At 75.0% G+C, this 24,760-nt stretch carries 16 protein-coding genes and 2 pseudogenes; 4 read left to right on the top strand and 14 right to left on the bottom strand.

The features are described from left to right. Window positions 1–18 precede the first annotated feature (18 nt). A complete protein-coding gene (gene aceA / locus ADK60_RS17740; RefSeq protein ID WP_053647155.1) occupies window positions 19–1,314 on the bottom strand; it encodes an isocitrate lyase in 1,296 nt (431 codons plus the stop codon). 374 nt (window positions 1,315–1,688) lie between these two features. Here aceA and ADK60_RS17735 point away from each other — a divergent pair, with 374 nt between their 5' ends. Together ADK60_RS17735 and ADK60_RS17730 are read left to right on the top strand one after the other, a co-directional pair. Further along, a complete protein-coding gene (locus ADK60_RS17735; RefSeq protein WP_053647153.1) occupies window positions 1,689–3,113 on the top strand; it encodes a short-chain fatty acyl-CoA regulator family protein in 1,425 nt (474 codons plus the stop codon). Window positions 3,114–3,213: 100 nt separating this feature from the next. Further along, entirely contained in the window at window positions 3,214–3,768 is a 555-nt protein-coding gene (locus ADK60_RS17730; protein WP_234371130.1) for a hypothetical protein, read from the top strand. Between the two features lie 6 nt (window positions 3,769–3,774). Here the strand turns inward: ADK60_RS17730 and ADK60_RS17725 are convergent, their stop codons facing one another. From ADK60_RS17725 to ADK60_RS17685, 10 genes and pseudogenes are all read right to left on the bottom strand, one after another. Next, entirely contained in the window at window positions 3,775–5,403 is a 1,629-nt protein-coding gene (locus tag ADK60_RS17725; protein WP_053647149.1) for an amidohydrolase, read from the bottom strand. A gap of 1 nt (window position 5,404) precedes the next feature. Continuing rightward, on the bottom strand, window positions 5,405–6,313 hold the full coding sequence (locus tag ADK60_RS17720; RefSeq protein WP_053647147.1) for a PaaX family transcriptional regulator: 909 nt from the start codon (window positions 6,311–6,313) through the stop codon (window positions 5,405–5,407). 106 nt (window positions 6,314–6,419) lie between these two features. After that, window positions 6,420–7,181, bottom strand: coding sequence for a maleate cis-trans isomerase family protein (locus ADK60_RS17715; RefSeq protein ID WP_053647145.1), 762 nt, complete (start codon window positions 7,179–7,181; stop codon window positions 6,420–6,422). Window positions 7,182–7,215: 34 nt separating this feature from the next. Further along, window positions 7,216–8,121 carry a fumarylacetoacetate hydrolase family protein gene (locus ADK60_RS17710; protein WP_053647143.1) on the bottom strand — a complete coding sequence of 302 codons (906 nt, stop codon included), beginning with the start codon at window positions 8,119–8,121 and terminating at the stop codon, window positions 7,216–7,218. Between the two features lie 16 nt (window positions 8,122–8,137). Continuing rightward, on the bottom strand, window positions 8,138–9,253 hold the full coding sequence (locus ADK60_RS17705; protein ID WP_045943208.1) for a cupin domain-containing protein: 1,116 nt from the start codon (window positions 9,251–9,253) through the stop codon (window positions 8,138–8,140). Then, on the bottom strand, window positions 9,250–10,254 hold the full coding sequence (locus ADK60_RS17700) for a carbon-nitrogen hydrolase family protein (RefSeq protein ID WP_053647141.1): 1,005 nt from the start codon (window positions 10,252–10,254) through the stop codon (window positions 9,250–9,252). Before ADK60_RS17700 ends, ADK60_RS17705 begins: the two co-directional genes overlap by 4 nt. After that, entirely contained in the window at window positions 10,251–12,689 is a 2,439-nt protein-coding gene (locus tag ADK60_RS17695; RefSeq protein WP_053647139.1) for an oxidoreductase, read from the bottom strand. Before ADK60_RS17695 ends, ADK60_RS17700 begins: the two co-directional genes overlap by 4 nt. Before the next feature lie 26 nt (window positions 12,690–12,715). Beyond that, window positions 12,716–13,060: pseudogene (locus tag ADK60_RS46645) on the bottom strand (acyl-CoA thioesterase); the annotation flags it as partial. Between the two features lie 93 nt (window positions 13,061–13,153). Beyond that, a pseudogene (locus ADK60_RS17690) lies at window positions 13,154–14,776 on the bottom strand (AMP-binding protein); the annotation flags it as partial. Window positions 14,777–14,954: 178 nt separating this feature from the next. Further along, the gene (locus tag ADK60_RS17685; protein WP_079008462.1) at window positions 14,955–15,623 is read right to left on the bottom strand and encodes an MBL fold metallo-hydrolase; all 669 of its coding nucleotides are present in this window, start codon (window positions 15,621–15,623) and stop codon (window positions 14,955–14,957) included. 104 nt (window positions 15,624–15,727) lie between these two features. On the opposite strand from ADK60_RS17685, the gene ADK60_RS17680 reads away from it, so the two are divergent. Further along, entirely contained in the window at window positions 15,728–16,708 is a 981-nt protein-coding gene (locus ADK60_RS17680) for a GlxA family transcriptional regulator (protein ID WP_053647137.1), read from the top strand. 55 nt (window positions 16,709–16,763) lie between these two features. Here the strand turns inward: ADK60_RS17680 and ADK60_RS17675 are convergent, their stop codons facing one another. Then, the gene (locus tag ADK60_RS17675) at window positions 16,764–18,215 is read right to left on the bottom strand and encodes a phytoene desaturase family protein (protein ID WP_053647135.1); all 1,452 of its coding nucleotides are present in this window, start codon (window positions 18,213–18,215) and stop codon (window positions 16,764–16,766) included. Window positions 18,216–18,242: 27 nt separating this feature from the next. Then, window positions 18,243–19,010: a DsbA family oxidoreductase gene (locus tag ADK60_RS17670; protein WP_053647134.1), complete on the bottom strand. Its 768-nt coding sequence runs from the start codon at window positions 19,008–19,010 to the stop codon at window positions 18,243–18,245. Between the two features lie 353 nt (window positions 19,011–19,363). On the opposite strand from ADK60_RS17670, the gene ADK60_RS17665 reads away from it, so the two are divergent. After that, window positions 19,364–20,077 (top strand): TNT domain-containing protein, encoded by a 714-nt coding sequence (locus ADK60_RS17665; RefSeq protein ID WP_053647132.1) that lies wholly within the window; start codon window positions 19,364–19,366, stop codon window positions 20,075–20,077. Between the two features lie 55 nt (window positions 20,078–20,132). Here the strand turns inward: ADK60_RS17665 and ADK60_RS17660 are convergent, their stop codons facing one another. Further along, a complete protein-coding gene (locus ADK60_RS17660) occupies window positions 20,133–24,626 on the bottom strand; it encodes an ATP-binding protein (RefSeq protein WP_053647130.1) in 4,494 nt (1,497 codons plus the stop codon). Window positions 24,627–24,760: the final 134 nt, after the last annotated feature.

The following is a 24,760-nucleotide window of genomic DNA, read 5'->3' as shown; positions in this document are numbered from 1 at the left end:
CGAGCCCGCCGGGGTGGCTCAGTGGAACTGCTCGGCCTCGGTGGAGCCGGTCAGAGCGAGCGTCTCGGCGTTGGGGTTGAGCGCCGTGCTCACCTGGTCGAAGTAGCCGGTGCCGACCTCGCGTTGGTGCTTGACGGCGGTGTAGCCGTCCGGCACGGCGGCGAACTCGGCCTCCTGGAGGTCGACGTAGGCGGTCATGCCGTGCTCGGCGTAGCCGCGCGCCAGCTGGAACATCGAGTGGTTGAGCGCGTGGAAGCCGGCCAGGGTGATGAACTGGAACCGGTAGCCCATCGCGCCCAACTCCCGCTGGAACTTGGCGATCTGGTCGTCGTCCAGCGCGGCCTTCCAGTTGAAGGAGGGCGAGCAGTTGTAGGCGAGCATCTGGTCCGGGTGCTCGGCCTTGATCGCCTCGGCGAACTCCCGGGCCTGGGCGAGGTCCGGGGTGCCGGTCTCCACCCAGATCAGGTCCGCGTACGGGGCGAAGGCGAGGCCGCGGGAGATCACCGGAGCCATGCCCGGCTCGACCCGGTAGAAGCCCTCGGCGGTGCGCTCGCCGGTGCAGAAGCGGGCGTCGCGCTCGTCCACGTCGGTGGTGAGCAGATTGGCCGCGAGCGCGTCGGTGCGGGCGACGATCAGGGTCGGCACGTCGGCGATGTCGGCCGCGAGCCGGGCGGAGTTGAGGGTGCGGATGTGCTGCGCGGTCGGGACGAGCACCTTGCCGCCCAGGTGGCCGCACTTCTTCTCGGAGGCCAGCTGGTCCTCGTAGTGGATGCCCGCCGCCCCGGCCGCGATCATGCCCTTGGTCAGCTCGAAGGCGTTGAGCGGGCCGCCGAAGCCCGCCTCCGCGTCGGCGACGATCGGCACCAGCCAGTCCGGGCCGCCGTCGGTGCCCTCGGCGGCGTCGATCTGGTCGGCGCGCAGCAGCGCGTTGTTGATCCGGCGCACCACCTGCGGGACCGAGTTGGCGGGGTAGAGGCTCTGGTCGGGGTAGGTCTGCCCGGCCTGGTTGGCGTCGGCCGCGACCTGCCAGCCGGACAGGTAGATCGCCCGCAGTCCGGCCTTCACCATCTGGACGGCCTGGCCGCCGGTGAGCGCGCCGAGGGCGTGGATGTAGTCCTGCTCGTGCAGCTGCTGCCACAGACGCTCGGCGCCGCGCCGGGCGAGGGTGTGCTCCTCACGGACCGACCCGGCCAGGCGGACCACGTCCGCCGCCGTGTAGCTGCGCTCGATGCCCGCCCAGCGCGGGTCGGACGCCCACCGGGCGGCCAGTTCCGCCGCGCGCCGCTCCTGCTGCTGCCGTACCGACTCGGTCATGGTGATCCGCTCCCGGGCTCGTTGCCGTGTGTTGCGAAGAATGTGGTGCTGCAAAGGGTGTGGCGCTGCGAAGGATGTGACGCCCGCCACCAGGAGGGCGGGCGCGGCCGGGGTACCGGGCGGGCGGTGCTGCACCGCGGGACGTGGATCCGCCGGGGACGGACGCCAACACCCGGTGTCCGGCCGATGGTTGGCGCCGTCCGGGTTCGGGACCCGGCCGTGGCACGACTCTGGCAGGCCGACGGGGGTGCCGTCACCGCTGGACGGGTGCCAAGTTCTGCGAAGCCGGAACGGTGAATCGGCGAAGTCTGCGAAGACCGGGGCGGGCCCGAACGGCTAGGGTGGGCGCCCGTCGACCAGGGAGGCCGGGACACATGGGCAGGACCTTCGCCGGGGCGCGGCTGCGCCGGCTGCGCGAGGAGCGCGGCCTCAGCCAGGCCGCCCTCGCCCGGCTCCTCGACCTCTCACCCAGCTACCTCAACCAACTGGAGCACGACGCCCGCCCGCTGACCGTCCCGGTCCTGCTGCGGCTCACCGAGGCGTTCGGCGTGGAGGCCGGCTACTTCGCCCCGCCCGACACCGCCCGGCTCACCGCCGAACTGCGCGACTCCCTGGGCGAGGAGGTCGCCGCCGGGCGGATCACCGCCGGGGACCTCGCCGAACTGGCCCAGCGGCTGCCCGCGGTGGCCGCCCTGCTGCTCGACGTGGACCGCCGCCGCCGCACCGCCGCCGAGCAGCTCGCCGTCCTGGCCGAGGACCGCGGCCCGGCCGCGGGCCTGACCGAGGCCCGCACTCCGCACGAGCAGGTCCGTGAATTCTTCTACCGGCGGGCCAACTACGTCGACGAACTCGACCGGGCGGCGGAGGAGTTGGCGAAGCGCATCGGGGTCCGCCGGGGCCGGGTGCGGACCGCGCTGACCGACCGGCTGGCCGAGGCGCACTCCGTCCGGGTGAGCACCGGGTCGGGCGGGAAGGACGACCGGCTGCACCACTTCGACCCGGTCGGCCGCACCCTCCACCTGTCGCCCCGGCTGCGGCCCGGCCAGCAGGCCTTCCGGCTCGCCACCCAGCTCGGCTACCTCGAACACGACGCGCTGCTCACCGAACTCGCCGCGCAGGACGGCCCGGAGGCCGCCCCGGCGCACGCGCTGACCCGGATCGGGCTGGCGAACTACTTCGCCGCCGCGCTGGTGCTGCCCTACCGGGTGTTCCACGACGAGGCGGAGACGTCCCGCTACGACCTGGAGCACCTCGCCGACCACTTCTCGGTCGGCCACGAGACGGTGTGCCACCGGCTCAGCACCCTGCAGCGGCCCGGTCTGCGCGGGGTGCCGTTCTCCTTCGTCCGGGTCGACCGGGCGGGCAATGTCTCCAAGCGGCAGTCCGCCACCGACTTCCACTTCTCCCGCACCGGCGGCACCTGCCCGTTGTGGAACGTCTACGAGACCTTCGCCGCCCCGGGCCGGGTGCACGTCCAGGTCGCCGCGATGCCGGACGGCCGCCGCTACCTGTGGACCGCCCGCGCCGTCACCCGTTCGCCCGGCGGCTGGGGGCGTCCCGGCAAGACCTTCGCCCTCGGCCTGGGCTGCGAACTGCGGCACGCCTCGCGCCTGGTGTACTCGGTCGGCCTCGATCTCACCGACGGGGCCGCGGCCACGCCGATCGGTCTCGGCTGCAAGGTCTGCGAGCGGGCGGCCTGCCCGCAGCGCTCCGCCCCGCCGATCGGCCGCCCGCTCGCCGTGGACGAGCACAGCAGCACCTTCGCGCCGTACCCGACCCGACCCGGCGGCCTCGGCTGACCGACGGTCGTGTCCGGCCGGTCACGGGCGGCCCGCCCGGTAGCCTGCCGGGGTGCACGGGTTCGGGGTGACGGAGTTCCAGTTGGTCCTGCTGCGGCGGATGGCGGACTTCCGGCCGGAGTCGGTCGAGGACGCGGTCCGCCGGCTGGGGGAGACCCGGGCGGGGATGCGGGAGGCGAACAAGCGCTGGCAGGCGATGCTCAGGGCGCCGGGGTTCCCGGGTGGTGGGCGCCGTTGGACCGCCGTACTCGGGCCGCCGGAGGCGGTGGTGGCACGGCGGATCGGTGACCTCGCGTGCTCCGCCCGGCAGTGGGCGCTGCCGCTCTGGCCCGGGTTGCGGTTCGAGGTCCTGACCGGTCCCGCCGAGGTGGGCGCGCCGGTGCTGAACGCCTGGCTGGTGCGGGCGGCGGACACCCCGCCGCCGGTGCTCCGCACGCTCGACGACCTGCGGCCGTGGAGCTGCGTGGTGGCCGATCTGGGCGTGGCGTTCCCGCCCGCCGTGCCGCGCGAGGGCAGTGCGCCGAACCGGTTCCGGCTGGACTTCACCGCCCCGGACGCCGAGGGCCGGCCGCAGGCCCGCACGGCGGACTTCACCTGGGGCCTGCTCCAGGAGGTGCGGCCGCTCGACAACCCCGCGCCTACGACCCCGGACTGAGGCGCCTCAGCGCCGGTGCACCGTGCGCCCGCCGACCACCGTGCGGTCGGGTTGCAGCCCCCGCAGCTCCTCGACCGGACAGGTCAGCGGGTCGGTCGGCCACAGGGTCAGATCCGCGAACGCGCCGGTCCGCAGGGCGCCCCGGTCCGCGCTCTCCCCGGTCAGCCGGGCCGCCGCCGAGGTGTGCAGGGCGATCGCCTCGGACCGCTCGATCGCGTGTTCCGCCCCGACCACCCCGGCCACCGTGCCGCGGGTGGTCATGCCCCAGACGGACAGCATCGCGCCGTACGGGCCGACCGGGAAGTCCGAGCCGGCGGCCAGCATCGCGCCCTCGTCGAGCCATTCGCGCAGCGGGAACAGCGCGCGGGTGCGCTCCTCGCCCCAGGCCCGCTGCTGGGTGGGGGCGCCGTCGTGCAGCAGCGGGTGCTGCACGGTCACCGGGATGCGGAGGGCGACGGCCCGGGCCCGCTGGTCGGCGCGGGCGAGGCCGCCGTGCTCCACGACCAGGGTGCCGGCGGGCAGTCCGGGGCGGCGCGCGAGCACCTCCTCGAAGACGTCGAGCAGGGTGCGCAGACCGCGGTCCCCCCAGGCGTGCACGCCGACCCGCAGTCCGCGCCCGACCACCCGGTCCACGGCCTCGGCCAGCTCCTTCGGCTCCCACAGCAGCCGGCCGTGGTAGCACGGCTGCCCCTGGTACGGCTCCTCCAGGGCGCCCGCCTCGAAGCCGCCGTCGATGCCGAACTTGACCCCCCAGACCGAGAGCAGGGCGTCCTCGTGGCCGGCGGCCCGCCAGGCGTCGACGCGGTCGAGCAGGGCGTCCACCTCCTCGGGGGTGCGGACGGCGAAGCCGGAGACCAGCGCCCGGACCCGGACGGCGAGGGCGCCCTCGGCACGGGCTGCGCGCAGCACGTCGAGGTCCTCGACCGGGACCAGGCAGTCGCGGACGGTGCCGATCCCGGTGGCGGCGTAGGCGGCGGAGGCGGCGCGCAGGCCGTCGATCCGCTCGGCGAGGCCGGCCCGGGGCAGGACGCGTTCGGCGAGCTCGATCGCCTTGTTGATCAGGCGGCCGGTGAGGCGGCCCTCGGCGTCGCGCTCGATCACGCCGCCGGGCGGGTCGGGGGTGGCGGCGGTGATGCCGGCGAGCCGCAGCGCGGCCGAGTTGAGCACCATGTTGTAGGCGCCGCGGCGGACCAGGACCGGGTGGCGGTCGGTGGCGGTGTCCAACTCCCCGGTGGTGGGCATCCGTTGCTCGGCGAGATTGACCTCCTGCCAGTTGACGGTGGTGGTGATCCACTCCCCGGCGGGGGTGGTGGCGGCGCGTTCGCGGACCAGGGCGAGGAACCCGGCCAGGTCGGCGGCGCGGTGGACGGGCACGCCGTGCACGCTGTGTCCGGCGAGGATCAGATGGGTGTGGGTGTCGTCGAAGGCGGGCAGCACGGTCGCCCCGGGTGCGTCGACGACCTCGGTGGCGGGGCCGATCAGTCCGTCCAGGCCGTGCGGGTCGGCGGCCAGGGCGGTGATCCGGTCGCCGGTGACGGCGACGGCGTGTCGCGGCGGCTCGCCGGGGACCAGGGTGTGCACGGCGGCCGCGCGCACCAGCAGGTCGGCGGGGGGCTGGTGGGGCTGCGGGGTCATCTCACGGCTCCTGGCGGTGGTGGGCGGCGGTCACCAGCCCGGTGACCTGTTCGACGTGGCGCAGGCTCGGCCCGGCGAGCAGCGTGTGGAGCCCGGTGAAGACGGCCCGGGCCGCGACGGCGTTCCAGTCGGGCGGCAGCAGCTGGGCGGGCAGTCCGGGGTCCAGGTAGGGCAGCCGCCGCCACTGGGTGAGCATCGGGACGTAGTCGCGGAACGCCTCGGCCGGGGCGAGGCCGGGGTGGTCGGCGCCGGCTCCGGCGCCGGAGTCGCGGTCGCGGCCGGGTCCGGGGGCGCCGCTGCGGCCGGCGAGGACGGGCCGCCAGGTGTCGGTGAAGGCGGCGTACTGGCCCTCGATGGCGGGGAAGTCCCACCAGGCGGCGACGGCGGTGCGCAGATCGGTGAATCCGGCGTACTCGGCGGAGAGGAAGAGGTGGACGTACGCGTCCAGGCCGAGGCGTTCGAGCAGGCGCCGGGCGTCGGGCAGGACCCTGGCGGGCGCCAGCCAGACGCCGGGGGCGGCGTTGCCGAAGCCGAGCCAGCTGAGCCGGGAGCGCAGGGTGTGGCGGTGGGCGCGTTCGGACTCGGGGACGGAGAAGACCGCCACCACCCAGCCGTCGGCGAGTTCGGCGGGCTCCAGGCTGCGGAAGATCCGGCGGTCCCCCTCCTCGAACACCGGGCCCATCGCGGGGGAGAGGCGGTAGCCGGTGCCGGACCCGCCGCCGCGCTCCTGGAGCAGGGTGCCGGCCTTCTTGAGACGGGAGATGGCCGAGCGGACGGCGGGTGCGTCGACGTCCAGCTCGGCCATCAGGGCGATCAGGTCGGCGATGGATATCCAGCCGCCGAGACGGCGGACGAACTCGCCGTAGACGGTGTGGATCAGCGAGCTCGGCCGGGGCGTGCTCTCGGTCATCCGGACCTCCTCCCGACGGCTCGTGGTGATCATAGCGGTGGCACCCGGCGGGGTGCTCGGGCTGCGGCGACGCCCGGTCCGGGGGCGGTTCGGGTCCGGCGGCGGTTCAGACCTCCGCGAACGCGCCGGAGAGCAGGTGGCCGGCGCCGGGGGCGAAGGCCGGCAGGCCGAGGGCGCGCAGCATCTGGTGGGTGGTGCAGACGGCGGCCGAGACGACCGGTTTGCCGAGCCGCTGCTCGGCCTCCTCGATCGCCGACAGCGAGGGCATCTGCACACAGGCGGACAGCACCACCGCGTCGGCCCGGCTGTGCGCGAGGCCGGCCGCGATGTCCGGCAGCCGCGCCGGGTCGTGGGCGGCGACATCGAGGTTGTCGGCGATCTCCAGGGCCGCGAAGTCCACCACCTCGATGCCCTCGTGGCCGAGGTAGTCGACCACGGTGCGGGCCAGCGGGCGCAGGTAGGGGGTGACGACGGCGACCTTCCGGGCGCCGAGCGTGTGCAGCCCGGTCACCAGCGCGCCGGCGCTGGTGACCACGGGCGCGGCGGCGCCGTTCTCGACGGTGCGCCGGTGCAGCCGCTGCTCGGCCTCCCGGTGGTAGCCGGGGCCGGTGGCCATCACCGCGACCAGGCAGGCGTAGCCGAGCACATCGACCCGGGCGTCCGCGAGTTCGGCGGCGCACCGGTCGGACTCGGCGTCCATGGCGCGCAGTTGCTCGGGGGTGACCCGGGTCATCCGCATCCGGCTGGAGTGGAAGGTGAAGCGCTCGGGCGCGACCCGCTCGCGGGCCCGCAGCAGGGCGGGGACCTCGGTCTCCATGGTGACGTTGGAGCTCGGGACGATCTGGCCTATCCGGTAGCTGGTGGTCATCGGGGCGGGCTCCTCTGCGGGGGTGGGCGGCCGGTCAGCGGGCGTCGACCACGGGGTTGGCGAGGGTGCCGATCCCCTCGATGGTGGCCTCGACCAGGTCGCCGGGCCGGAGGAACTGCGGGGGCACCATCCCGGCGCCGACGCCGGAGGGCGAGCCGGTGGCGATGACGTCGCCGGGTTCCAGGGTGACGCCGGAGGAGATGTCGGCGATCAGCCGGGCGATGCCGAACAGCATGTGGCGGGTGTTGGAGTCCTGCCGCAGTTCGCCGTTGACCCGCAGGGACAGGTCGAGCCGCTGCGGGTCGGGGATCTCGTCGGCGGTCACCACGACCGGGCCGAACGGCGCGTAGGTGTCCTGGCCCTTGGAGAAGAACCACTGGCCGGAGCGGCGCTGGTCGCGGGCGCTGATGTCGTTGACGATGCTGTAGCCGAAGACGTGCCGCAGGGCGTCGGCCTCGGCCACCCGGAAGGCGGGCGTGCCGATGACGACGGCGAGTTCGCACTCCCAGTCGAGCTGCTTGGTGAGCTCGGCGTTGTGCAGGATCGGCTGGCCGGGGCCGGTGACGGCGGTCGAGGGCTTGCTGAACAGCACCGGCCGGTCGGGCAGTTCGCGCTCGGTGTCGAGGGTGCGGTGCGACTCGGCGACGTGCTCGACGTAGTTGAGCCCGACCCCGACGATCTTGCCGGGCCGCAGCGGGGCGCGCAGCGTCACCTCGGCGAGCGGGCGCACCGGGGAACCCCCGGCCGTCGCGTCGGTGAGCAGTTCGCGGACGGCCGCGAGGACCGGTTCGCCGCCCGCGACCAGGCCCAGCAGGTCGGGGGGCAGCCGGACGCCGGCGGCGGAGGCGAGGGCGGACAGGTCGGCGACCCGGTCCCCGGCGAGCAGGGCGCCGGGGCGGGGGGTGTCGTCGCCGGGGATGCAGTAGGTCAACAGCCGCATGGGTGTGCGCTCCTGGTCACGGGGTGGTGGTGGGCTGGTGCCCGTCGTGCTCCGGGTAGGGCTCCTCGCGGTACAGGCCGAGCGAGTGCATCACCGGGAAGTCGTTGAAGGAGAACAGGCAGGCGTCCTCGCCGGGGTCGAGGTTCGCGTGCTCGTGCCAGGCCCAGGACGGCACCACGAAGATGTCGCCCTGCTGCCAGCTGAACCGGTGGCCGGCGACCACCGAGACGCCCCGCCCCTTGGCGGCGGTGTAGACCACCGAACCGGTGTGCCGGTGGGCCCGGGTGGCCTGGCCGGGGCGCAGCAACTGGAGGTGGGCGCCCATGGTGGGCATCACCGAGCCGCCGGTGACGGGGTTGGTGTACTCCATGATCACCCCGTCCCAGGGCGAGCCCTCGGTGGCGCGGGCGAGCCGGGTGAGCGCGTGGTAGCTGGGCTCCCAGGGCCAGCCGAGCAGCGGCGAGTACGGCCGGGTCCACTTCTCCATGCCGTACGGCAGCAGGTTGCCGCCGTAGCTGAGCAGGGAGGAGTTGGCCACCGGTCCGGGCCGCTGGTACAGCTCGGGGTGCACCTCGTAGAAGTTGGCGTCGAGCATGTTGACCAGCGGGATGTCCAGGCCGTCCTGCCAGATCACCGGGGCGTCCTCGGACTCGTTGCCGTGCTCGTGCCAGGCGCCGTTGGGCGTGATCGCGAAGTCCCGCGGGCCGACCTTGAGCTTCTGGCCGTCGACGATCGTCCAGGCGCCGGTGCCCTCGTGCACGAAGCGCAGCGCGGAGGCCTGGTGGCGGTGCGCGGTCATCGCCTCGCCGGGGCCCATGATCTGCAGGCCGGTGTACAGCAGGCCGACGGCGGCGCTGAGTTCGCGGCGGCCCGGATTGACCAGCATGACCACCCGGCGGCCGGCGTCGTCGGCCCTGACCAGGGGCAGCGCCTTGCGGACCAGCGGGCGCAGGTCGGCGTAGCGCCAGAGCACCGGCACCGACTTCGGCTGCGGGTACCAGGGCTCGATCTCGTTCGCCACGGTCCACAGCGCGCCCGCGTCGACCTTGGCCAGCTCGTCGTAGTAGGCGGCGAGTTCGGGGTTGTCGGTGACCCGGGCGCGGCCGATCCGGTCGTCGTCGTAGTCGGTCATTCCTCCTCCTTCGGGGGCGGTTCGGGAAGGGTCAGCGGCCGCAGCGGGCGGTTGTCCACGTGCAGCCGGAAGACGTCGAAGCGGTTGTAGTGGCCGACGATGTCGTGCATCTGCTTGGGGCGGACGCAGTCGCCGAGGTCGATCTCGGCGTACACGATCCCCTCCTCGTCCACCAGCGGCTCGGTCACCGCGCGGCCGTCGGGCCCGAAGATTCCGGACAACGCGCTGCGCGGGCGGGAGAGTTGCTTGCGGAGCTGCTGGTCCTCGCCGGCGATGGCGTCGACGATCTCCGGGGAGATGGTGGAGCAGGAGACCACGGTGAAGACCTTGCCCTCGAAGCAGTGGGCGGCGGCGCGCAGCGCGATCGCCTCCGCCATGTCGTAGTCCTCGGGGGCGACCGGCAGTGCGATGTAGCAGGCCGCGTGGACGAGTTCGCCCTGGGCGAGCAGGGTGAACCGGGCCAGCGGGTTGGTATTCTCGCCGCAGGCCAGCGCGCCGAGCGGGCCGACGGCGGTGTCGTGGACCCGCAGGGTGCTGCCGTCGCCCGGGGTCCAGGTCAGCTTCTCGGCCCAGGTGGGGACCAGCTTGCGGTGCGCGCTCAGTAGTTCGCCGTCGGCGTCGATGACCAGCACGGTGTTGTACAGCACGCCGAGGCTGTGCCGGCCGCGCTCGTTGACGCCGATCACCAGCACCACGCCGGCCCGGCGGGCGGCGGCGCGCAGGGCGTCGACGTACGGGCCGGGGACGTCCACCGAGGCGCGGTAGAGGCGCTCGTACCAGGGGGAGCCCTGGACCGGGTTCATGGTCCAGTTCCAGTACGGGTAGCCGGGGACGAACACCTCGGGGAAGACCACCAGGGTGGCGCCGTGCTCGGCCGCCTCGTGGATCAGGGCGACCGCCTTGGCCACGGTGGCGGCGGGGTCCAGGAAGACGGGCGAGGCCTGGACGGCGGCCGCGGTGAAGCGCGGGCGCCGCAGTGCGGCGGCGATCGGCTCGGTCATCGGTCCTCCTCGGTGCGGTCGGTGCGGTGGGCGCGGTCGGTGTACCGGGTGCGGTCGGTGAGTCCGGCGGCGCCCGGCCGCCAGCGCCGGTGCACCGGCGGCTCGGGCTCGCGCACCAGCCGCAGCCTCGGCGCCACCCGGTCGGAGCCCGGTCCGGGCGGGCGCCGGCTGCCCGCCGCCCACGGCCCGGGCCAGCGGGCGCCGGGACCGGTGTACCCCTGCTCGGCGGCGGCATGCAGGGTCCACAGCGGGTCGTGCAGCTGGGCCCGGCCGACCGCGACCAGGTCGGCCCGCCCGGCCAGCAGTACCGAGTTGGCGTCGTCGTACCCGGAGATCGCGCCGACCGCGACGGTGGGCAGGCCGGTGGCCGCGCGCACCAGCTCGGCGAACGGCGTCTGGTAGCCGCGCCCGTACGGCGGCCGCTGGTGGGCGACGACCTCGCCGGTGGAGACGTCCACCGCGTCCGCCCCGCCGTCCCCGAGGGCCCGGCAGATGGCGACGGCCTCCACCTCGCTGGTGCCACCCGGTGCCCAGTCGCTCGCCGAGATCCGCACCAGCAGCGGCCGCCCGGCCGGCCAGACCGCGCGGACCGCCGCCAGCACCTCCAGCGGCAACCGCAACCGTTGGGCGAGCGGGCCGCCGTAGCGGTCGGTGCGCCGGTTGGTGAGCGGGGACAGGAAGCCCGAGAGCAGGTGGCCGTGGCCGAACTGGAGCTCCAGCACCTCGAAGCCGATCCGCGCCGCGCGCTCGGCGGCGGCCGCGAAGTCGGCGACCACGGCGGCGAGTTCGACCTGATTGGCCTCGTGGGGCCGCGGGCTGTCGGCGTTCCAGGGCAGCGGCGAGGCGGCCAGCAGCGGCCAGCCGTCCGCGCCCAGGGACCGGCCGATCCCGTCCGGTCCGGGCACCGAGGTGGCGGCCCGCCGCCCGGCGTGGGTGAGCTGGATCCCGAGCGGGGTGTCGCTCACCGCCCTGACCGAGGCGACGAGTTCGCGCCAGGCCGCCTCCTGCCGGTCGTTCCACAGGCCCGGACAGTGGTCGGTGGCCCGGCCCTCCGGCGTGACCGCCGTCATCCCGGCGACCACCAGCCCGGCGCCGCCGAGCGCATGGACGGTCAGCTGGGCCCGGTCGAAGGCACTGGGCAGCGCGTCGGGCGAGGTGAAGGTGGCCAGCGGCGGCACCACCACCCGGTTGCGCAGCTCCAGCGCGGCCAGCTTGAGCGGCCGGAACATCGGCGGCACCGCCGCCGCCCCGGCCGGATCGGCGCCGCCCGCGAACGCCGCCTCCACCGCCGCGACGAACCCGGGGTCGCGGGCCCGGAGGTTCTCGTGGGTGACCCGGCGGCTGCGGGTGAGCAGGTTGAACGCGAACCGGTCGGCGTCCTGACCGGTCCGCCGGTCGATCGTCTCGAACCACTCCAGGCTGGCCTGCGCCGCCCGCTGGGTGGACTCCACCACCGGCCGCCGCTCCGCCTCGTACGCCGCCAGCGCCTGCTCCACGGTGGGCTGTTCGCTGAGGCTCGCGGCCAGGGCGAGGGCGTCCTCCAGGGCGAGCTTGGTACCCGATCCGATCGAGAAGTGCGCCGAGTGCGCGGCGTCGCCGAGCAGCACCACGTTCCGGTGCCGCCAGGTGGCGTTGCGCACCGTGGTGAAGCGGATCCAGCGGGAGGCGTTCGGGATCAGCCGGTGTCCCTCCAGGTGCGGGGCGAGCAGCTCCGCGCAGCGCCGCACGCTCTCGTCGTCGCTCTCGCCGCGCGCGAACTCCCGGTCGGCGAGGGCCTCGAAGCCGGCCCGGCGCCAGGCGTCCTCGGCGATCTCGACGATGAACGTCGACCGTTCCGCGCTGTACGGGTAGGCGTGCACCTGGAGCACCCCGAAGTCGAAGCGCTCGACGAGGAAGGTGAAGGCGTCGAAGACCTTGTCGGTGGCGAGCCACATGTAGCGGGCGTGCCGCTCGTCCAGCTCCGGCCGGAAGGTGCCGGCGTACGCGGCCCGGGTCGCCGAGTGGATGCCGTCGGCGGCGACCACCAGGTCGTACTCCTCGGCGAGTTGCTCGACGGGGGGTGCGGGGGTGCGGTAGCGGACGTCCACCGCCAGTTCGTCGCAGCGCCGTTGCAGGATCGCGCGCAGCCGGTTGCGGTCCAGCGCCGCGAACCCGTGGCCGCCGCTGGTGCGCACCTGACCGGCGTACCGGACGTCGATGTCGCTCCAGCGCGCGAACTCGGCGCTCAGCGCGGCGAACACGGCCGGGTCGGCCTGCGCGATGCCGTCCAGGGTCTCGTCGGAGAACACCACCCCGAAGCCGAACTCGTCGTCCCGGCCGTCCCGTTCGAACACGGTGATCTCCCGCTCCGGCGCCAGCTGCCGGGCCAGGGCGGCGAAGTAGAGCCCGCCCGGCCCGCCGCCGATCACCGCCACCCGGCGGGCGGCCCCGGTCACGGGGGCACCCCCTGCCCCTGCCCCGGTCACCGGAGCACCTCCGGGTCCTGCCGTCCGGCCCCGGTCAGCGCCCGGCGCACCGGCTCCGGCCAGGGCTCGGTGCCCTTGGCGTGCGGCGCGGCGTGCACCACCGACATCCGCCCGCCGGCGGCCGGGCCGTTCGGGCCGTACACCTCGAAGGCGTAGTGCAGCGAGGAGCCGCCGATCCGTTCGACCCGCAGTTCGACCCGGACCAGGTCGCCGAACCACAGCCGTTCGCGGTAGTCGGCCTCGAAGTGCACCCGGGGGATCCGGCCGAACAGCCCGTCCAGGCCCAGCCGGCGCAGCAGCGTCGCCTCGGCCGCCTCGGCCCAGCGCTGGACGGCCGAGAAGTGGTAGTGCCCGGCGGCGTCGGTGTCCGACCACTCGACCCGCCGCTCGACGGTCACGCTGGCGGGTTGCGGACCGGCCGCCGCCGTGACCGTCGGCGTCTCGGGCGCGGCCCGGCGGCGCAGCTCGGCCCGGGCCAGCTTCCCGGTCGCGGTGCGCGGCAGCGCGTCGACGAACTCGACCGCGCGCGGGTACTTGTAGGGCGCGATGGCCCGTTTGACGTGCTCCTGGAGCGCCCGGACGGTGTCCGGCCCGGCGGCGACCCCGGCGCGCAGCACCACATAGGCCTTGACCACGGTGCCGCGCCGCTCGTCCGGCGCCCCGACCACCGCGCAGTCGGCGACGTCGGGGTGGTCGGCGAGCACCTGCTCCACCTCGGGCCCGGCGATGTTGTAACCGGAGGAGACGATCATGTCGTCATTGCGCGCCCGGTACCAGAAGTACCCGTCCGGGTCGCGCACATAGGTGTCCCCGGTGAGGTTCCAGCCGTCGCGCACGTACTCGTGCTGGCGGTCGTCGCGCAGATAGCGGCAGCCGGTGGGGCCCTTGATCGCGAGCCGCCCGGGCTGTCCGTCCGGCACCGGCCGGCCCTGCTCGTCCAGGATCGCCGCCCGGTAGCCTGGGACCGGCCGGCCGGTCGAGCCGGGGCGGATGTCGCCGTCGGCGGCGGAGATGAACACGTGCAGCAGCTCGGTGGCCCCGATGCCGTCGATCAGCCGCTGCCCGGTGGCCTCGCGGAACGCCTCCCAGACGGCGGCCGGCAGGTGTTCGCCGGCCGAGACGCACCGCCGCACCCCGGCGAGCCGGTCGGCCAGCCCGGCGGCGAGGATCGCCCGGTAGGCGGTCGGCGCGGTGAACAGCACGTCGACCCCGTGCCGGTGGACGTGCTCGGCCAGTTGCTCGGGTGTGGCCTGCTCCAGCAGCAGGGTGGCCGCGCCGGCCCGCAGCGGGAAGACCACCAGGCCGCCGAGGCCGAAGGTGAAGGCGAGCGGCGGGGTGCCGGCGAACAGGTCCTCGGCGGTGGGCCGCAGCAGGTGCCGCGAGAAGGTGTCGGCGTTGGCGAGCACGTCGCGGTGGAAGTGCAGGGTGGCCTTGGGCCGTCCGGTGGTGCCGGAGGTGAAGGCGATCAGCGCGACGTCGTCGGCGGCGGTCGGTACGGCGGTGAACGGGCCGGCCGTCGCGGCGCAGCGTGCGGTGAGGTCCTCGGGCCCGGGGCCGCTGTACGGCACCACGGTCAGCCCGGGTGTGGTGGCCTGCTCCAGTTCGGTGAGGAAGCGGTGGTCGCAGAGGGCCAGGACGGGCGCCGCGACCTCGTGCAGGGCGGTCAGCTCGGCCGCCCGCAGCAGCGGCATGGTGGTCACCACCACCCCGCCGGCTTTCAGGACACCGAGCCAACAGGCAACCAGCCAGGGCGCGTTGGGTCCCCGTAACAGGACCCTGTTGCCGGGCACCAGGCCCAGCGGCCCGGTCAGCAGCCGGGCCACCGCGTCGGCGTGCCCGCGCAGTTCGCCGTACGACCAGACGCCGTCCGGCGTGACCAGGCAGCGCCGGTCCGGGCCGAACCGCTCGATCGTCGCATCGAGCAGCTCGTGTGCGCAGTTCAATCGGTCCGGATAGGCCAACTCCGGTAGGTCGAACAGGAATTCGGGCCACTCCTCGAAGGGTGGCAGGTTGTCTCGACAGAACGTGTCCACGTGCGCAGAGGGCGAGAGCTCCATGGGTGGGCCACCTCATCGGGCGAGCGGGAGTGAGGCAAGTATCGCGCTTCGGTGACGCCAGTCAAGAGAGCGATACATACATTCGGCCCAGCCCAGCCCAGCCCAGCCCAGCCCGCCGTCCGGCCCAGGCCCGCCCGCCGCCCGGTGAGGTCGGAAGGCGCGCCCCGAGGGGCCCGCCCTACCGCGGGGTGGACTCGTCGCCCCGGAAGGGAGCGCCGTGACCGGGCACGATGAGGTCCGCGGTGGCCAGCACCCGGAGCCGGGAGGCCCGCAGGAGCTCACGGTCCGGAGCCACCGGGTCCTCCGCCGGTCCGGCCGCGTGCCACCACAGGTCGCCGGCGAACGCGACCACGCCCTCCGCCGTCCCGGCCAGCAGCGTGATGTCCTCGGCGCTGTGCCCGGGCGTGCGGATCAGCCGCAGGGACGGGGTCAGCTCGTACCCCTCGGCGTCCCGGTTGGTCCACTGGTGGCCCCGGTACTCGACCCGGTGGTCGTGCACCCGGGCGCTGCCGAAGAGGCCCACGTTCATGGTGTTGTCGGGGTGGTGGTGGCTGAGCACCACATCGGTGATGTCCTCGGGGCCGAGCCCCAGCGCGGCCAGCGGGCCCAGGATGTCGTCCTGGCTCGCGACCATGCCCGGGTCGAAGATCACATGCCGTCCGGCGTCCGTGACGTAGGAGACCGTGGCGGCGACCCCGGGGCCGGTGGAGCCCACGTAGCCGGTGGTGAGGACCTGGAAAGTGGCGCTGCGGCCGAGCGGTGCATCGGTGACCGGTGCATCGGCGAGCGGTGCGTCGGTGAGCGGTGCGTCGGTCTTGGGGGCGTCTGCGAGCGGTGCGTTCGTCATGCGTCGATCCTGTCGAACGCCCGCGCCCCCGACGAGTGGCACAGATGCCAGCGATCGCAGGAAAGGTGCCAGCCTCCCGCCGCCCGCTGTGCCACACTCCGCGGATGGCCCCCTTCACCACCGTCGCCGCCTACGTCCCGCCCGGTGCCGGCATGCTCGCCGTCGGCATCGTTGCCGAGGTCTTCGGCCCGCACGGGGCGGAACTGCCGGGCTTCGACTTCGCCCTCTGCGCCGACCGCCCCGGCAGCGTCGACACCGACCTCGGCGTGCCGCTGGCGATCGCGCACGGCCTGGACCGGCTCGCCGCCGCCGACCTCGTGCTCGCCCTCCCCGGCGCCGGCTTCCGCCCCCCGCCCCCGCCCGCCGTCCTGGACGCCCTGGCGGCCGCCCACGACCGCGGCGCCCTGGTCGCCGCCCACTGCGTCGGCACCTTCGCGCTCGCCGCCGCCGGACTGCTCGACGGCCGCCGCGCCACCACCCACTGGCGCTTCGCCGGACTGCTGGCCCGCAGCCACCCGGAGGTCACCGTCGAACCCGAGGCCCTGTACCTGGACGACGGCCGGATCACCACCGGTGCCGGCGCCGCCGCGGGCTTCGACCTCTGCCTGCACCTGATCCGGCGCGAACACGGCGCCGCCGTCGCCAACCACATCGCCCGGGACATGGTGCTGCCCTCCCACCGCGACGGCGGCCAGGCCCAGTACCTCGCCGCGCCGGTGCCCGAGGACGGCGAGGACGAGCGACTGGCCGAACTGCTCGGCTGGGCCCGCGCCAACCTCCACCGGCCGCTGCCGGTCGACGAACTGGCCCGCCGCGCCGTGATGAGCAAGCGCTCCTTCCTCCGCCGCTTCACCGCCGCCACCGGCACCACCCCGCACGCCTGGCTCGGCGAGCTGCGGCTGACCGCCGCCGAGGAACTCCTGGAGACCACCGACCTGCCGGTGGAGGAGATCGCCCGCCGGGTCGGCTACAGCGGCGCGGCGGTCCTGCGGGAGCGCTTCGTCCGCCGCCGCGGCGTCCCGCCCCGGGTCTACCGTCGCTCCTTCTCCCGGGTGACCGGGGCCGGGGCGGGGGCCCCGGTCTGATCGTCGGTCGGTCGGTCGGTCGGGCCGTCAGCCGTCAGCCGTCAGCCGTCAACCGTCAGCCGCGTGCCGCGCCCCGCCCACCCGTAGGCCGCCCGCGCAGCCACCGCAGGGCCGCCTCCGCGGCATTGGCCCCGCACATGCCGTGGACACCGGGCCCGGGCGGGGTCGCCGCGGAGCAGAGGTAGTGGCCGGGCAGCCCGGTGGCGTAGGGGTGGAGCGTGGCCCGGGGGCCGAGGACCAGCTGACGGACGTCCTTGGCGCCGGTCATGATGTCGCCGCCGACGAAGTTGGGGTTGTCGGCGGCGAAGTCGGCCGGGCGGCGGACCGCCAGGCCGAGGACGCGCTCCCGGAAGCCGGGCGCGAAGCCCTCGATCCGGGCGATCACCGCCTCGGTGGCGTCCCCGGTCCAGCCGTGCGGCACATGGGCGTACGTCCACAGCGGGTGGACGTCGCCCGCCGAGCGGCCGGGGTCGGCCAGGTACTGCTGGCCGACCAGCACGAACGGCCGCTCCGGCATCCGCCCGGCCGTGACGGCGCGCTCGGCGGCGGCCAGCTCGGCGAAGCTGCCGCCGAGGTGGACGGTCCCGGCGCGGCGGGCCGGCTCGGCCGTCCACGGCACCCCGCCCGCCACCGCGAAGTCCACCTTGAACGCGCCCGGCCCGTGCCGGAACCGGCGGTAGGCGCGGGCGGTCCGGGCCGGCAGCCGGTCGCCGAGGAGGGCGGCGACGGCGCCGGGCGCGAGGTCGTACAGGACGAGGTCGGCGGGCGGCAGCCGGTCCGCCGAGCGGACCGGGACACCGGTCTCCACCACCCCGCCCAGTTCGGTGAGCAGCGCGGCCAGCGCCCGGGTGATCGCCCCGGAGCCGCCGACGGCGACGGCCCAGCCGTGCCGGTGTCCGGCGGTCAGCAGCCCGAGGCCCACGGCGGCGCTCAGCGGCCGGTCCAGCGGTTGGAAGGCGTGCGCCGCGGCCCCGCCGAACAGCGCCCGGGTCCGCTCCCCGGTGAAGGCCCGGGCGACGGCGGCGGCCGGGAGCAGGGCGGGCGCGCCGAAGCGGGCGAGCCGCAACGGGTGGCGGGGAAGCCGCAGCAGCGGGCCCATGAGGTCGTCGGCGAGCCGGTCGTACCCCGCGACCGGCCCCTCGAACAGCTGCCGCCAGCGCCGGCCGTCGGCACCCCCGAGCCCGGCGGCCGTCGCGGCGACCGAGCGGTGCAGGACCCCGGCCGTGCCGTCCGCCAGCGGGTGCGCGCAGTCGATCTCCGGCAGCCGGAACTCCAGCCCGAAGCGCTCCAGGCCGAGGCCGCGCAGGAAGGGCGAGCCGATGGTCATCGGGTGGACGGCGGAGCAGTGGTCGTGCAGCAGCCCGGGCACGATCGCCTCCCCGCTGCGCGCCCCGCCGCCGATCTCCCCGGCGGCCTCCAGCACGGTCACCCGCACGCCCGCCCGGGCCAGCCGGACGGCGGCGGCGAGCCCGTTGGGCCCGCCGCCCACCACTACCGCGGTACTCATGCGGCCAGCATCCCGCATCCGCCGCCGTCAGCGCTGCGGCACCGCGCAGCCCTCCGGCCCGCAGACCTCGCCGGTGGCCGAACCGCTGTCCGCGCCGCTGTCCGCGCCGCCGTCCGCGCCGCCGTTCTCGCCGGTGCCGACAGCGACGAGCGGCACGACCGGCCGGCTGTCCCAGGCCTGCTCCAGCGCTGCGGTGAAGGTCTCGACCGGCTGCGCGCCCGAGACCCCGAGCCGCCGGTCGAGGACGAAGAACGGCACCCCGGTGGCACCCATCGCGCTCGCCGTCGCCTCGTCCTCGCGCACCGCCTCCGCGTAGGCGTCCGGATCGGCCAGCACCCGGGCCGCCTCGGCCCCGTCCAGACCGGCCTCGACCGCCAGCTCGGCGAGCCGCCCGGGCGCGAACGCGGACCGCTCCTCGGCGAAGTTGGCCCGGTAGAGGGCGTCCAGCAGCTCCGCCTGCCGCCCGTGCTCGGCGGCGAAGTGGAGCAGCCGGTGCATGTCGAAGGAGTTCGCGGCGTCACGCCCCGAGCGCAGGTACGCCAGCCCCTCCGCCTCGGCGTTGTCGGCGATCCGCTGCTCCGCCGCCTCGGCCTGCTCCAGCCCGATCCCGTACTTGGCGGCGATCAGCGGCACCACCGGCCGGGCCTCGTGCGGCGCCCGGGGGTCGAGCTCGAACGACCGGTGCACTACCTCCACGGCCTCCCGGTGCGGGAAGCGCTCCAGCGCCCGCTCGAACCGCGCCTTGCCGATGTAGCACCATGGGCAGTTGATGTCGCTCCAGATCTCGACGCGCACGGGTCGCTCCTGTCCTCGCCTGGTGGCGGGGCCTTCCCGCGCACACTCCGGGGAGAACATCCGTGAGGAAGTAAATATTTCTCCCATGAAACATTTGCTCGGGGGCGGGACCGGCACCGTCCCCGGCCTGGGTCAAAGCCCCTTCCCGCCCGTCGAATTGGTGCCGGTCGCACCGGACTCCCGCCGATCGGGTGAATGGGGCCGGGGTGGGCGTTTCGCCCACGAATCAATGCCGTGGCGGCGTGTAGCTTCCGGTGCCGATCGACCCGTTGTCGATCAATCCCTTCCGTGCCACCGGGCGCCCCCCTGCGCGCCCGGCCCGGACCCCTGCCACCCCCGGAGGACCCGACCCCATGCGTTCCCGCCGTCTCGCCGCCCTGTCCCTGGCGGCCGCCCTGCTGGTGACCGGCACCGCCGCCACCCAGAGCGCCGCCGCCACCACGCTCCCGGTCACCGAGGCCCAGGCGGACCCGACCGACTGCCCCAGCGAGCAGTACCGGCCGACCCCCGAGGACAAGAAGAACTTCTACTGCGGCTTCAAGGAGCTCGGCCCCAGGAACCTGCCCACCGGGGTCGCCAAGCTGCTGAAGAACTACGACCGCTTCGGCGGCCTGACGCCGCAGCAGTTCCTCTCCTGGTACCGCGACGGCCTCGACTGGAAGTACCCGGCCGAGGACGGCTTCCGCGACGTCAACGGCACCATCGACCGGACCACCGTCGAGATCCCGACCGGCACCAAGCTCGACCGCTTCGGGCTCTACTACGGCCGCTACCTCTCCAGGATCGGGACGTCCTTCCCCGAGCGCGCGCTCCCGCCGGACAGCCTCAACCCGGTGGTCGAGGAGGGCAAGGAGGTCGACAGCTACCACTGCTACGCCGTGAAGCTGCCCTTCAAGGTCGAACAGGGCGGCATCGCCTCCGGCTTCGCCCAGCCCGGCAGGGGCATCCAGCAGTACCTGAACGAGAAGCTGAAGCCCGCCGAGTTCGGCAGCGACTCCTACAACGTCAAGACCCTGCTGGACCGGAAGTACCTGGAGGCGCTGCCCGACGCCGCCTGCCTCGCCTGACGCCCGCGCAACCACAGGCCCGCCCGCCCCACCGCCACCGGTGGGGCGGGCGGGCTCACGACTCGATGATCCGCCCCGCCGTCGGATGGGAAAGGATCAGGCCGAGCAGCTGGGGGTCCCCGCTGTACAGGTAGGTGGCCTCCTCGGCCGGTGGCCTCGCACCCCCGACCAGCAACAGGTCGAAGCGCATGGTGATGTCCGTGCCGAACTGCTCGGTGAGCATGTCGAACACCGGCCCGGAGACGGCGACGGCCGTGACGAGCCGGTTGCGGTCGTAGCGGTCCCCGATGGTCCTGAGTCTCAACTGTTCGGCTCCGGGCAGGTGTTCGGGGTGGTGGCCGTGCAGGACGGACACGGCGATCGGGGATCGCGGCCGGTCGGCGGGGTCGAGCCGTTTGATCCGGTCCCAGAGGTCCAGGAAGGCGCGCCCGGCCGTGGCCAGGGGATCGCCCGGTCCGAAGAACGTGAGCAGCAGCTCGGCCCCGAACCCGGGCGACGGTCGGGTGAGCCCGCTCTCGATGGTCGAGGCGCGCTGGACCTCGCCGAGGATCCGCTCCAGGACGAGGACCGTTGCCTCGTCGGCGTCCGGGAGCTGAACGGCCAGGTAGAGCTGGTTGGTCCGGACCTCCTCCCCGGACAAGACCCGGAACAGCCGATCGAGCGCTGCTCGATCCTCGGCGGGCCGGTCCACGGGCCGGACCCGGGAGTCGTCCAGGGCCTGGACGAGGGCGCGCAGGAACCACTCGGCAACCGTCCTGTCGCCCAGGCGGTGGTCGATCGCCCGCATGCTCTCGGCGATGGCGGTCAGGTCGCCGAACCGCCGGTCGTCGAGGAGGATCCGCAGCAGGGAACGGGTGAACGCGGAGGCCGTGTCGGTGCGACCGTGCTCGGCCCCGTACCCGGCCAGCGCGACAAGGATCGGCCGCTCGGCCTCCAGCCAGGCCCGGGCCTGATCGGGATGGCTGAAACGGACGGTGAACCGGCGGTCCCCGGACGCGGCGGCCTCCGTCTCCAGCCGGTAGTGCTCCAGCAGCCGGTCGAGTGCGGCCGCCCGGTGGTCGACGTCTGCGTTGGCCTCGCCCCGGCTGAGGGAGTACAGCCGGAGCAGCGGGGGGAGCCGCCAGTGGTCCGGGGTCGGGCCCGGCTCCACCAGGTGGGCCCGGGCCAGCTCCGCCATGAGCTGCTCCGCCAACAGGATGTCGAGGCTCGCCAGTCCGGCGGCGACGTCGGTGGACAGTTCGGAGTACGGGTACACGGAGAGCAGCCGGAACAACCGGCTCTCGCTGCTCGACAGGTCCAGGTACGACTCGGTGAAGGCGACCCGCAGGCTCCGCTCGCGGTGGCTGAGCCCGTCGATCCGGTAGCGCGGGTCGCTCAGCTCCTGGATCAGGGCGGCCACGGGGAGGGCCGGCTGATCGGCCAGGCGGTCGGCGCAGATCGTCAGCGCCAGCGGCAGGCCGTCGCACAGCTCGGCCAGCGCCAGCGCCTGGCGGGGGGCATCGGGCACACGCGTGTCGTCGAGCCAGACCGACTCGAGGTAGTTCTGGAGAAGCCGGACGGAATCCTCCGGGGTCATCGCCTGCAGGTCGAACCGGGTGGCGTCGATCGCCAGCGAATGGCGGGAGGTGACGAGGACGGTGGCCGCACCGTCGAGCGGGAGGTACCGCGCGAGGTCGACGCGCGGTGGCGCGTTGTCGAGTACGAGCAGGAGCGGTCCGGCCTCCGTGCTGAGCTGCGCGAGAACGTCCCGGAGGAGGGCGAGCCGGGCAGGGGCGTCCGGTGGCACGATGTCGGCCGGAATGCCCAGGGCGTGCAGCAGTGCGGCCAGGCCCGGGGTACCGGACGGTACGGGGGTGTCCGGGTGCTCGCGCAGGTCGAGGTAGAGCGCCCCGCCGGGGTACCAGCCGCGCACCAGGACCGTGGCGGCGGCCTGGAGGACGAGTTCGGACTTCCCCACACCGGGGCGACCGGTGAGTACGGCGGTACGAGTCAGGAGCTGCTTGGGTTCGACGGGTGTCAGGAACGACAGCAGCGCGGCGAGAGCCTCGGCCCGGCCGGTGAACGCGGGGGACCGCGCGGGGATCCCGGACCGCGCCGCGGAGCCCGGGACCGGCAGGCGCAGCGTCACCGGCAGGCCCTGGACCGTGGCGTGGACGACCACCCGGTTGCTGCTCGTCCGGCTCGTCCGGCTCGGCGGCGGCGCGGTGGTCGCGGCGGGAAGGGCGCGCGCCAGTTCCGCGTCGAGGTCCGTCTCGGCGAGGATGTCCGGCATGTGCGGCAGGCGCTGCGCCAACCGTCGCAGGGCCGTGGCCTGGCCGGAGTCGTCGGGGTCGTACGCGGGGCCCAGCCGTGCCGCCAGCTCGTCCAGCACCTCGTCGGTGTCGAGGTTTTCGAGTTCGACGGCCGTGGCGCCCGCCGCCCAGTTGCTGGGGCTGTCGGTCGTGACGAGTACGCAACCCCGCCCGTGAATCTCGTGGGAGAACCGGTACTCGGGATCGGCGGACCAGCCGTCCGGGGGGAGGCAGTCGAGGACGACGAGCCAGTCCCGGTGCCGTGCCAGCCGTTCCCACAGGGCGGCCGGGGAGGACGCGTCGTAGGGCTCGTCGGCGGGGGACAGGGCGGGGGAGAGGGCGTACCAGAGCCGGCCGAGCCCGCGCTCCAGGGAGCCGGGCGAGGTCGCGTCGATCCAGTGGGTGAAGCTGTGGCGCTCGCCGTACGCCGCGACGTACTCCTGGACCAATCGTCGGCGCCCCATGCCGGTCGCGCCGACGACGACCGCTACGGCAGGCTGCTCGGGCGGTCCGGACACCGCCCGGTCGGGGTCGAAGGCGGCGGCCAGGGCAGCGAGTTCGCGTTTCCGTCCGATCATCCTCGGCGGTTCCGGCGGGCTCAGCACCGGTCGGACCGGGGACAGCCGATCGAGCCGCAGCGGTGGCGGGTCCGGCTGCGGCGTCCGCGTCGCCTGCGCCCCGCGCGCCGTCCGCGTCACCGCCTCGGCCAGCCGCGCGGCCAGCGCGGCGTGCTGGCCGCCGGCGCTCGCCAGGACCGTCACCGCGACCTCGGCGAACGGCAGGCTCCGCGCCGACAGCCGCACCTCACCGCCGTCCTCCTCGCCGTCCCCGTCCGCTCCGACCAGCCTGGCGACGGCGCGGAAGTCGCGGGTGCCGCCGAAGGTCGCCGCGACCCGGCCGGACACCTTGGTGAGCACGTGCTCCAGCACATGGACGGCCTCGGTGCGGGTCAGTTCGGCGAGCAGTTCCTCCCGCACGCCGTACCGGAAGTCGTAGACCTGCTCGTCCGGGTCGGCGGCCGTTGCGCCCCGGGGTGCGATCAGTCCGGAGAGGAACAGCTCGGCGAGATCGGTCTGCCCGGACTCCGGCACGGTGGCCCGCTGGACCAGCCGCATCACCGGCAGGCTGAGCGGCGCCGCCGCCAGGTGGCAGGCCAGCCGGTACGCGGCGGGCGAGCTGCCCGCCCGGAACCGGGCGACGCGTTCGGCGGGCGTCGCCGGGTCGTTGGCGGGGCCGGTCGGGCGCTGCGGGCGCGGCAGGCCGGCGATCGGTGCGGCGAGCATCGGCGTCCACCCGGAGGTGCGGCCCGAGGTCAGGTCGGCCCAGGGGGTGACCCAGTCGGCGTCGACCTCCAGTACCGGCAGCCAGCGGATGTCCGCCCGGAGTTCGGCGCCCCGGTTGCCAGGCGGGATGCCGGGCAGGGCGGCGTCCGAGCGGAAGGCCGGGACGGGCCGGCCCGCCACGGAGGCGCGTGCGGCCACGAGGGCGCTGCGCAGCGCCGTCCGGTGCCAGAGCCGCCGGGGCAGCACCTGGAGCGCCGCCGCCGGCCGGGCGGCGGCGACACCGGCGAGGAACTCCGGCAGCGCCTCCCCGTACCAGGCCGGGCCGACGCCGTCGGTGAGGACGAGCAGGATCCGCCGGTCGGTCGGGTCGTTGAGCGGCCGGGACCAGTCGGCCCTGGCGGCGGCGGGCGCGCCCGGGCGGCGCCGGTGGAACGGCGCGAGGGTGGGGACCGGCCGGTCGGTGTCGAGCGCCCAGCACCGCACGTCGGCGAAGGCGCCGTGCCGCTCCAGCAGGGTGCTCAGCTCGCCGGCCAGCCGGTGCCAGACGGCCATTGTGGCGCCGGTGTCCACCAGCAGGTCGACCGAGAAGCGCGGCTGCTGGGCGGGCCGCCAGACCGGGAGCAGGATGCCGGTCTCGGCGGTGGCCTCGGCCGTCGCCTCCTCGTCGAGGGTGGCCCGGCCGGGGGCGTCGACCGCGTGGCGCAGTGGGCGCAGGGCCCGGGCCAGGGCGAGGCCGCCGTCCAGGGCGGCGGGCTGGGTGACCTGGACGGCGTGGCCGCCGGACCGGTCCGCGCCGCCGGCCTCGGGGGGCCCGGAGCGATGGTGCAGCGCGGCGTTCGGTCCGGCGTTCGGTCCGGCGGGCGGTCGTACGGGCGGCGGGTGCGGCAGCGGCAGCGGTGGTGGTACGGCGACGGCGGGTGCCGGATCGGCCGGGGCCCGCCCGGCGGGCCGGGGCGGCGGGGGCTGCCGCGGCACGGCGGTCGACTCCGGCCGGGCAGGGGCGGACCGAGGTTCCCCGGGCGGTCGCGGCACGAAGGACGCCGGCGGCGGGGTCGGCGGCGGCGGGGGCGGCGGCGGGGCCCACAGGCCCGCCCGCCCCGCGGTCCCCC

This window comes from Streptomyces sp. XY431 (assembly GCF_001279805.1).
Classification (GTDB): domain Bacteria; phylum Actinomycetota; class Actinomycetes; order Streptomycetales; family Streptomycetaceae; genus Kitasatospora; species Kitasatospora purpeofusca.
This window is presented reverse-complemented; position numbering and strand designations above follow the sequence as displayed.

Coding starts and splice junctions, on each gene's coding strand:
- aceA (WP_053647155.1), bottom strand. CDS start 1,314: ATGACCGAGTCGGTACGGCAGCAGCAGGAGCGGCGCGCGGCGGAACTG.
- ADK60_RS17705 (WP_045943208.1), bottom strand. CDS start 9,253: ATGACCGACTACGACGACGACCGGATCGGCCGCGCCCGGGTCACCGAC.
- ADK60_RS17710 (WP_053647143.1), bottom strand. CDS start 8,121: ATGCGGCTGTTGACCTACTGCATCCCCGGCGACGACACCCCCCGCCCC.
- ADK60_RS17725 (WP_053647149.1), bottom strand. CDS start 5,403: ATGACCCCGCAGCCCCACCAGCCCCCCGCCGACCTGCTGGTGCGCGCG.
- ADK60_RS17685 (WP_079008462.1), bottom strand. CDS start 15,623: ATGACGAACGCACCGCTCGCAGACGCCCCCAAGACCGACGCACCGCTC.
- ADK60_RS17675 (WP_053647135.1), bottom strand. CDS start 18,215: ATGAGTACCGCGGTAGTGGTGGGCGGCGGGCCCAACGGGCTCGCCGCC.
- ADK60_RS17700 (WP_053647141.1), bottom strand. CDS start 10,254: ATGACCGAGCCGATCGCCGCCGCACTGCGGCGCCCGCGCTTCACCGCG.
- ADK60_RS17680 (WP_053647137.1), top strand. CDS start 15,728: ATGGCCCCCTTCACCACCGTCGCCGCCTACGTCCCGCCCGGTGCCGGC.
- ADK60_RS17665 (WP_053647132.1), top strand. CDS start 19,364: ATGCGTTCCCGCCGTCTCGCCGCCCTGTCCCTGGCGGCCGCCCTGCTG.
- ADK60_RS17715 (WP_053647145.1), bottom strand. CDS start 7,181: ATGACCACCAGCTACCGGATAGGCCAGATCGTCCCGAGCTCCAACGTC.
- ADK60_RS17735 (WP_053647153.1), top strand. CDS start 1,689: ATGGGCAGGACCTTCGCCGGGGCGCGGCTGCGCCGGCTGCGCGAGGAG.
- ADK60_RS17720 (WP_053647147.1), bottom strand. CDS start 6,313: ATGACCGAGAGCACGCCCCGGCCGAGCTCGCTGATCCACACCGTCTAC.
- ADK60_RS17730 (WP_234371130.1), top strand. CDS start 3,214: ATGGCGGACTTCCGGCCGGAGTCGGTCGAGGACGCGGTCCGCCGGCTG.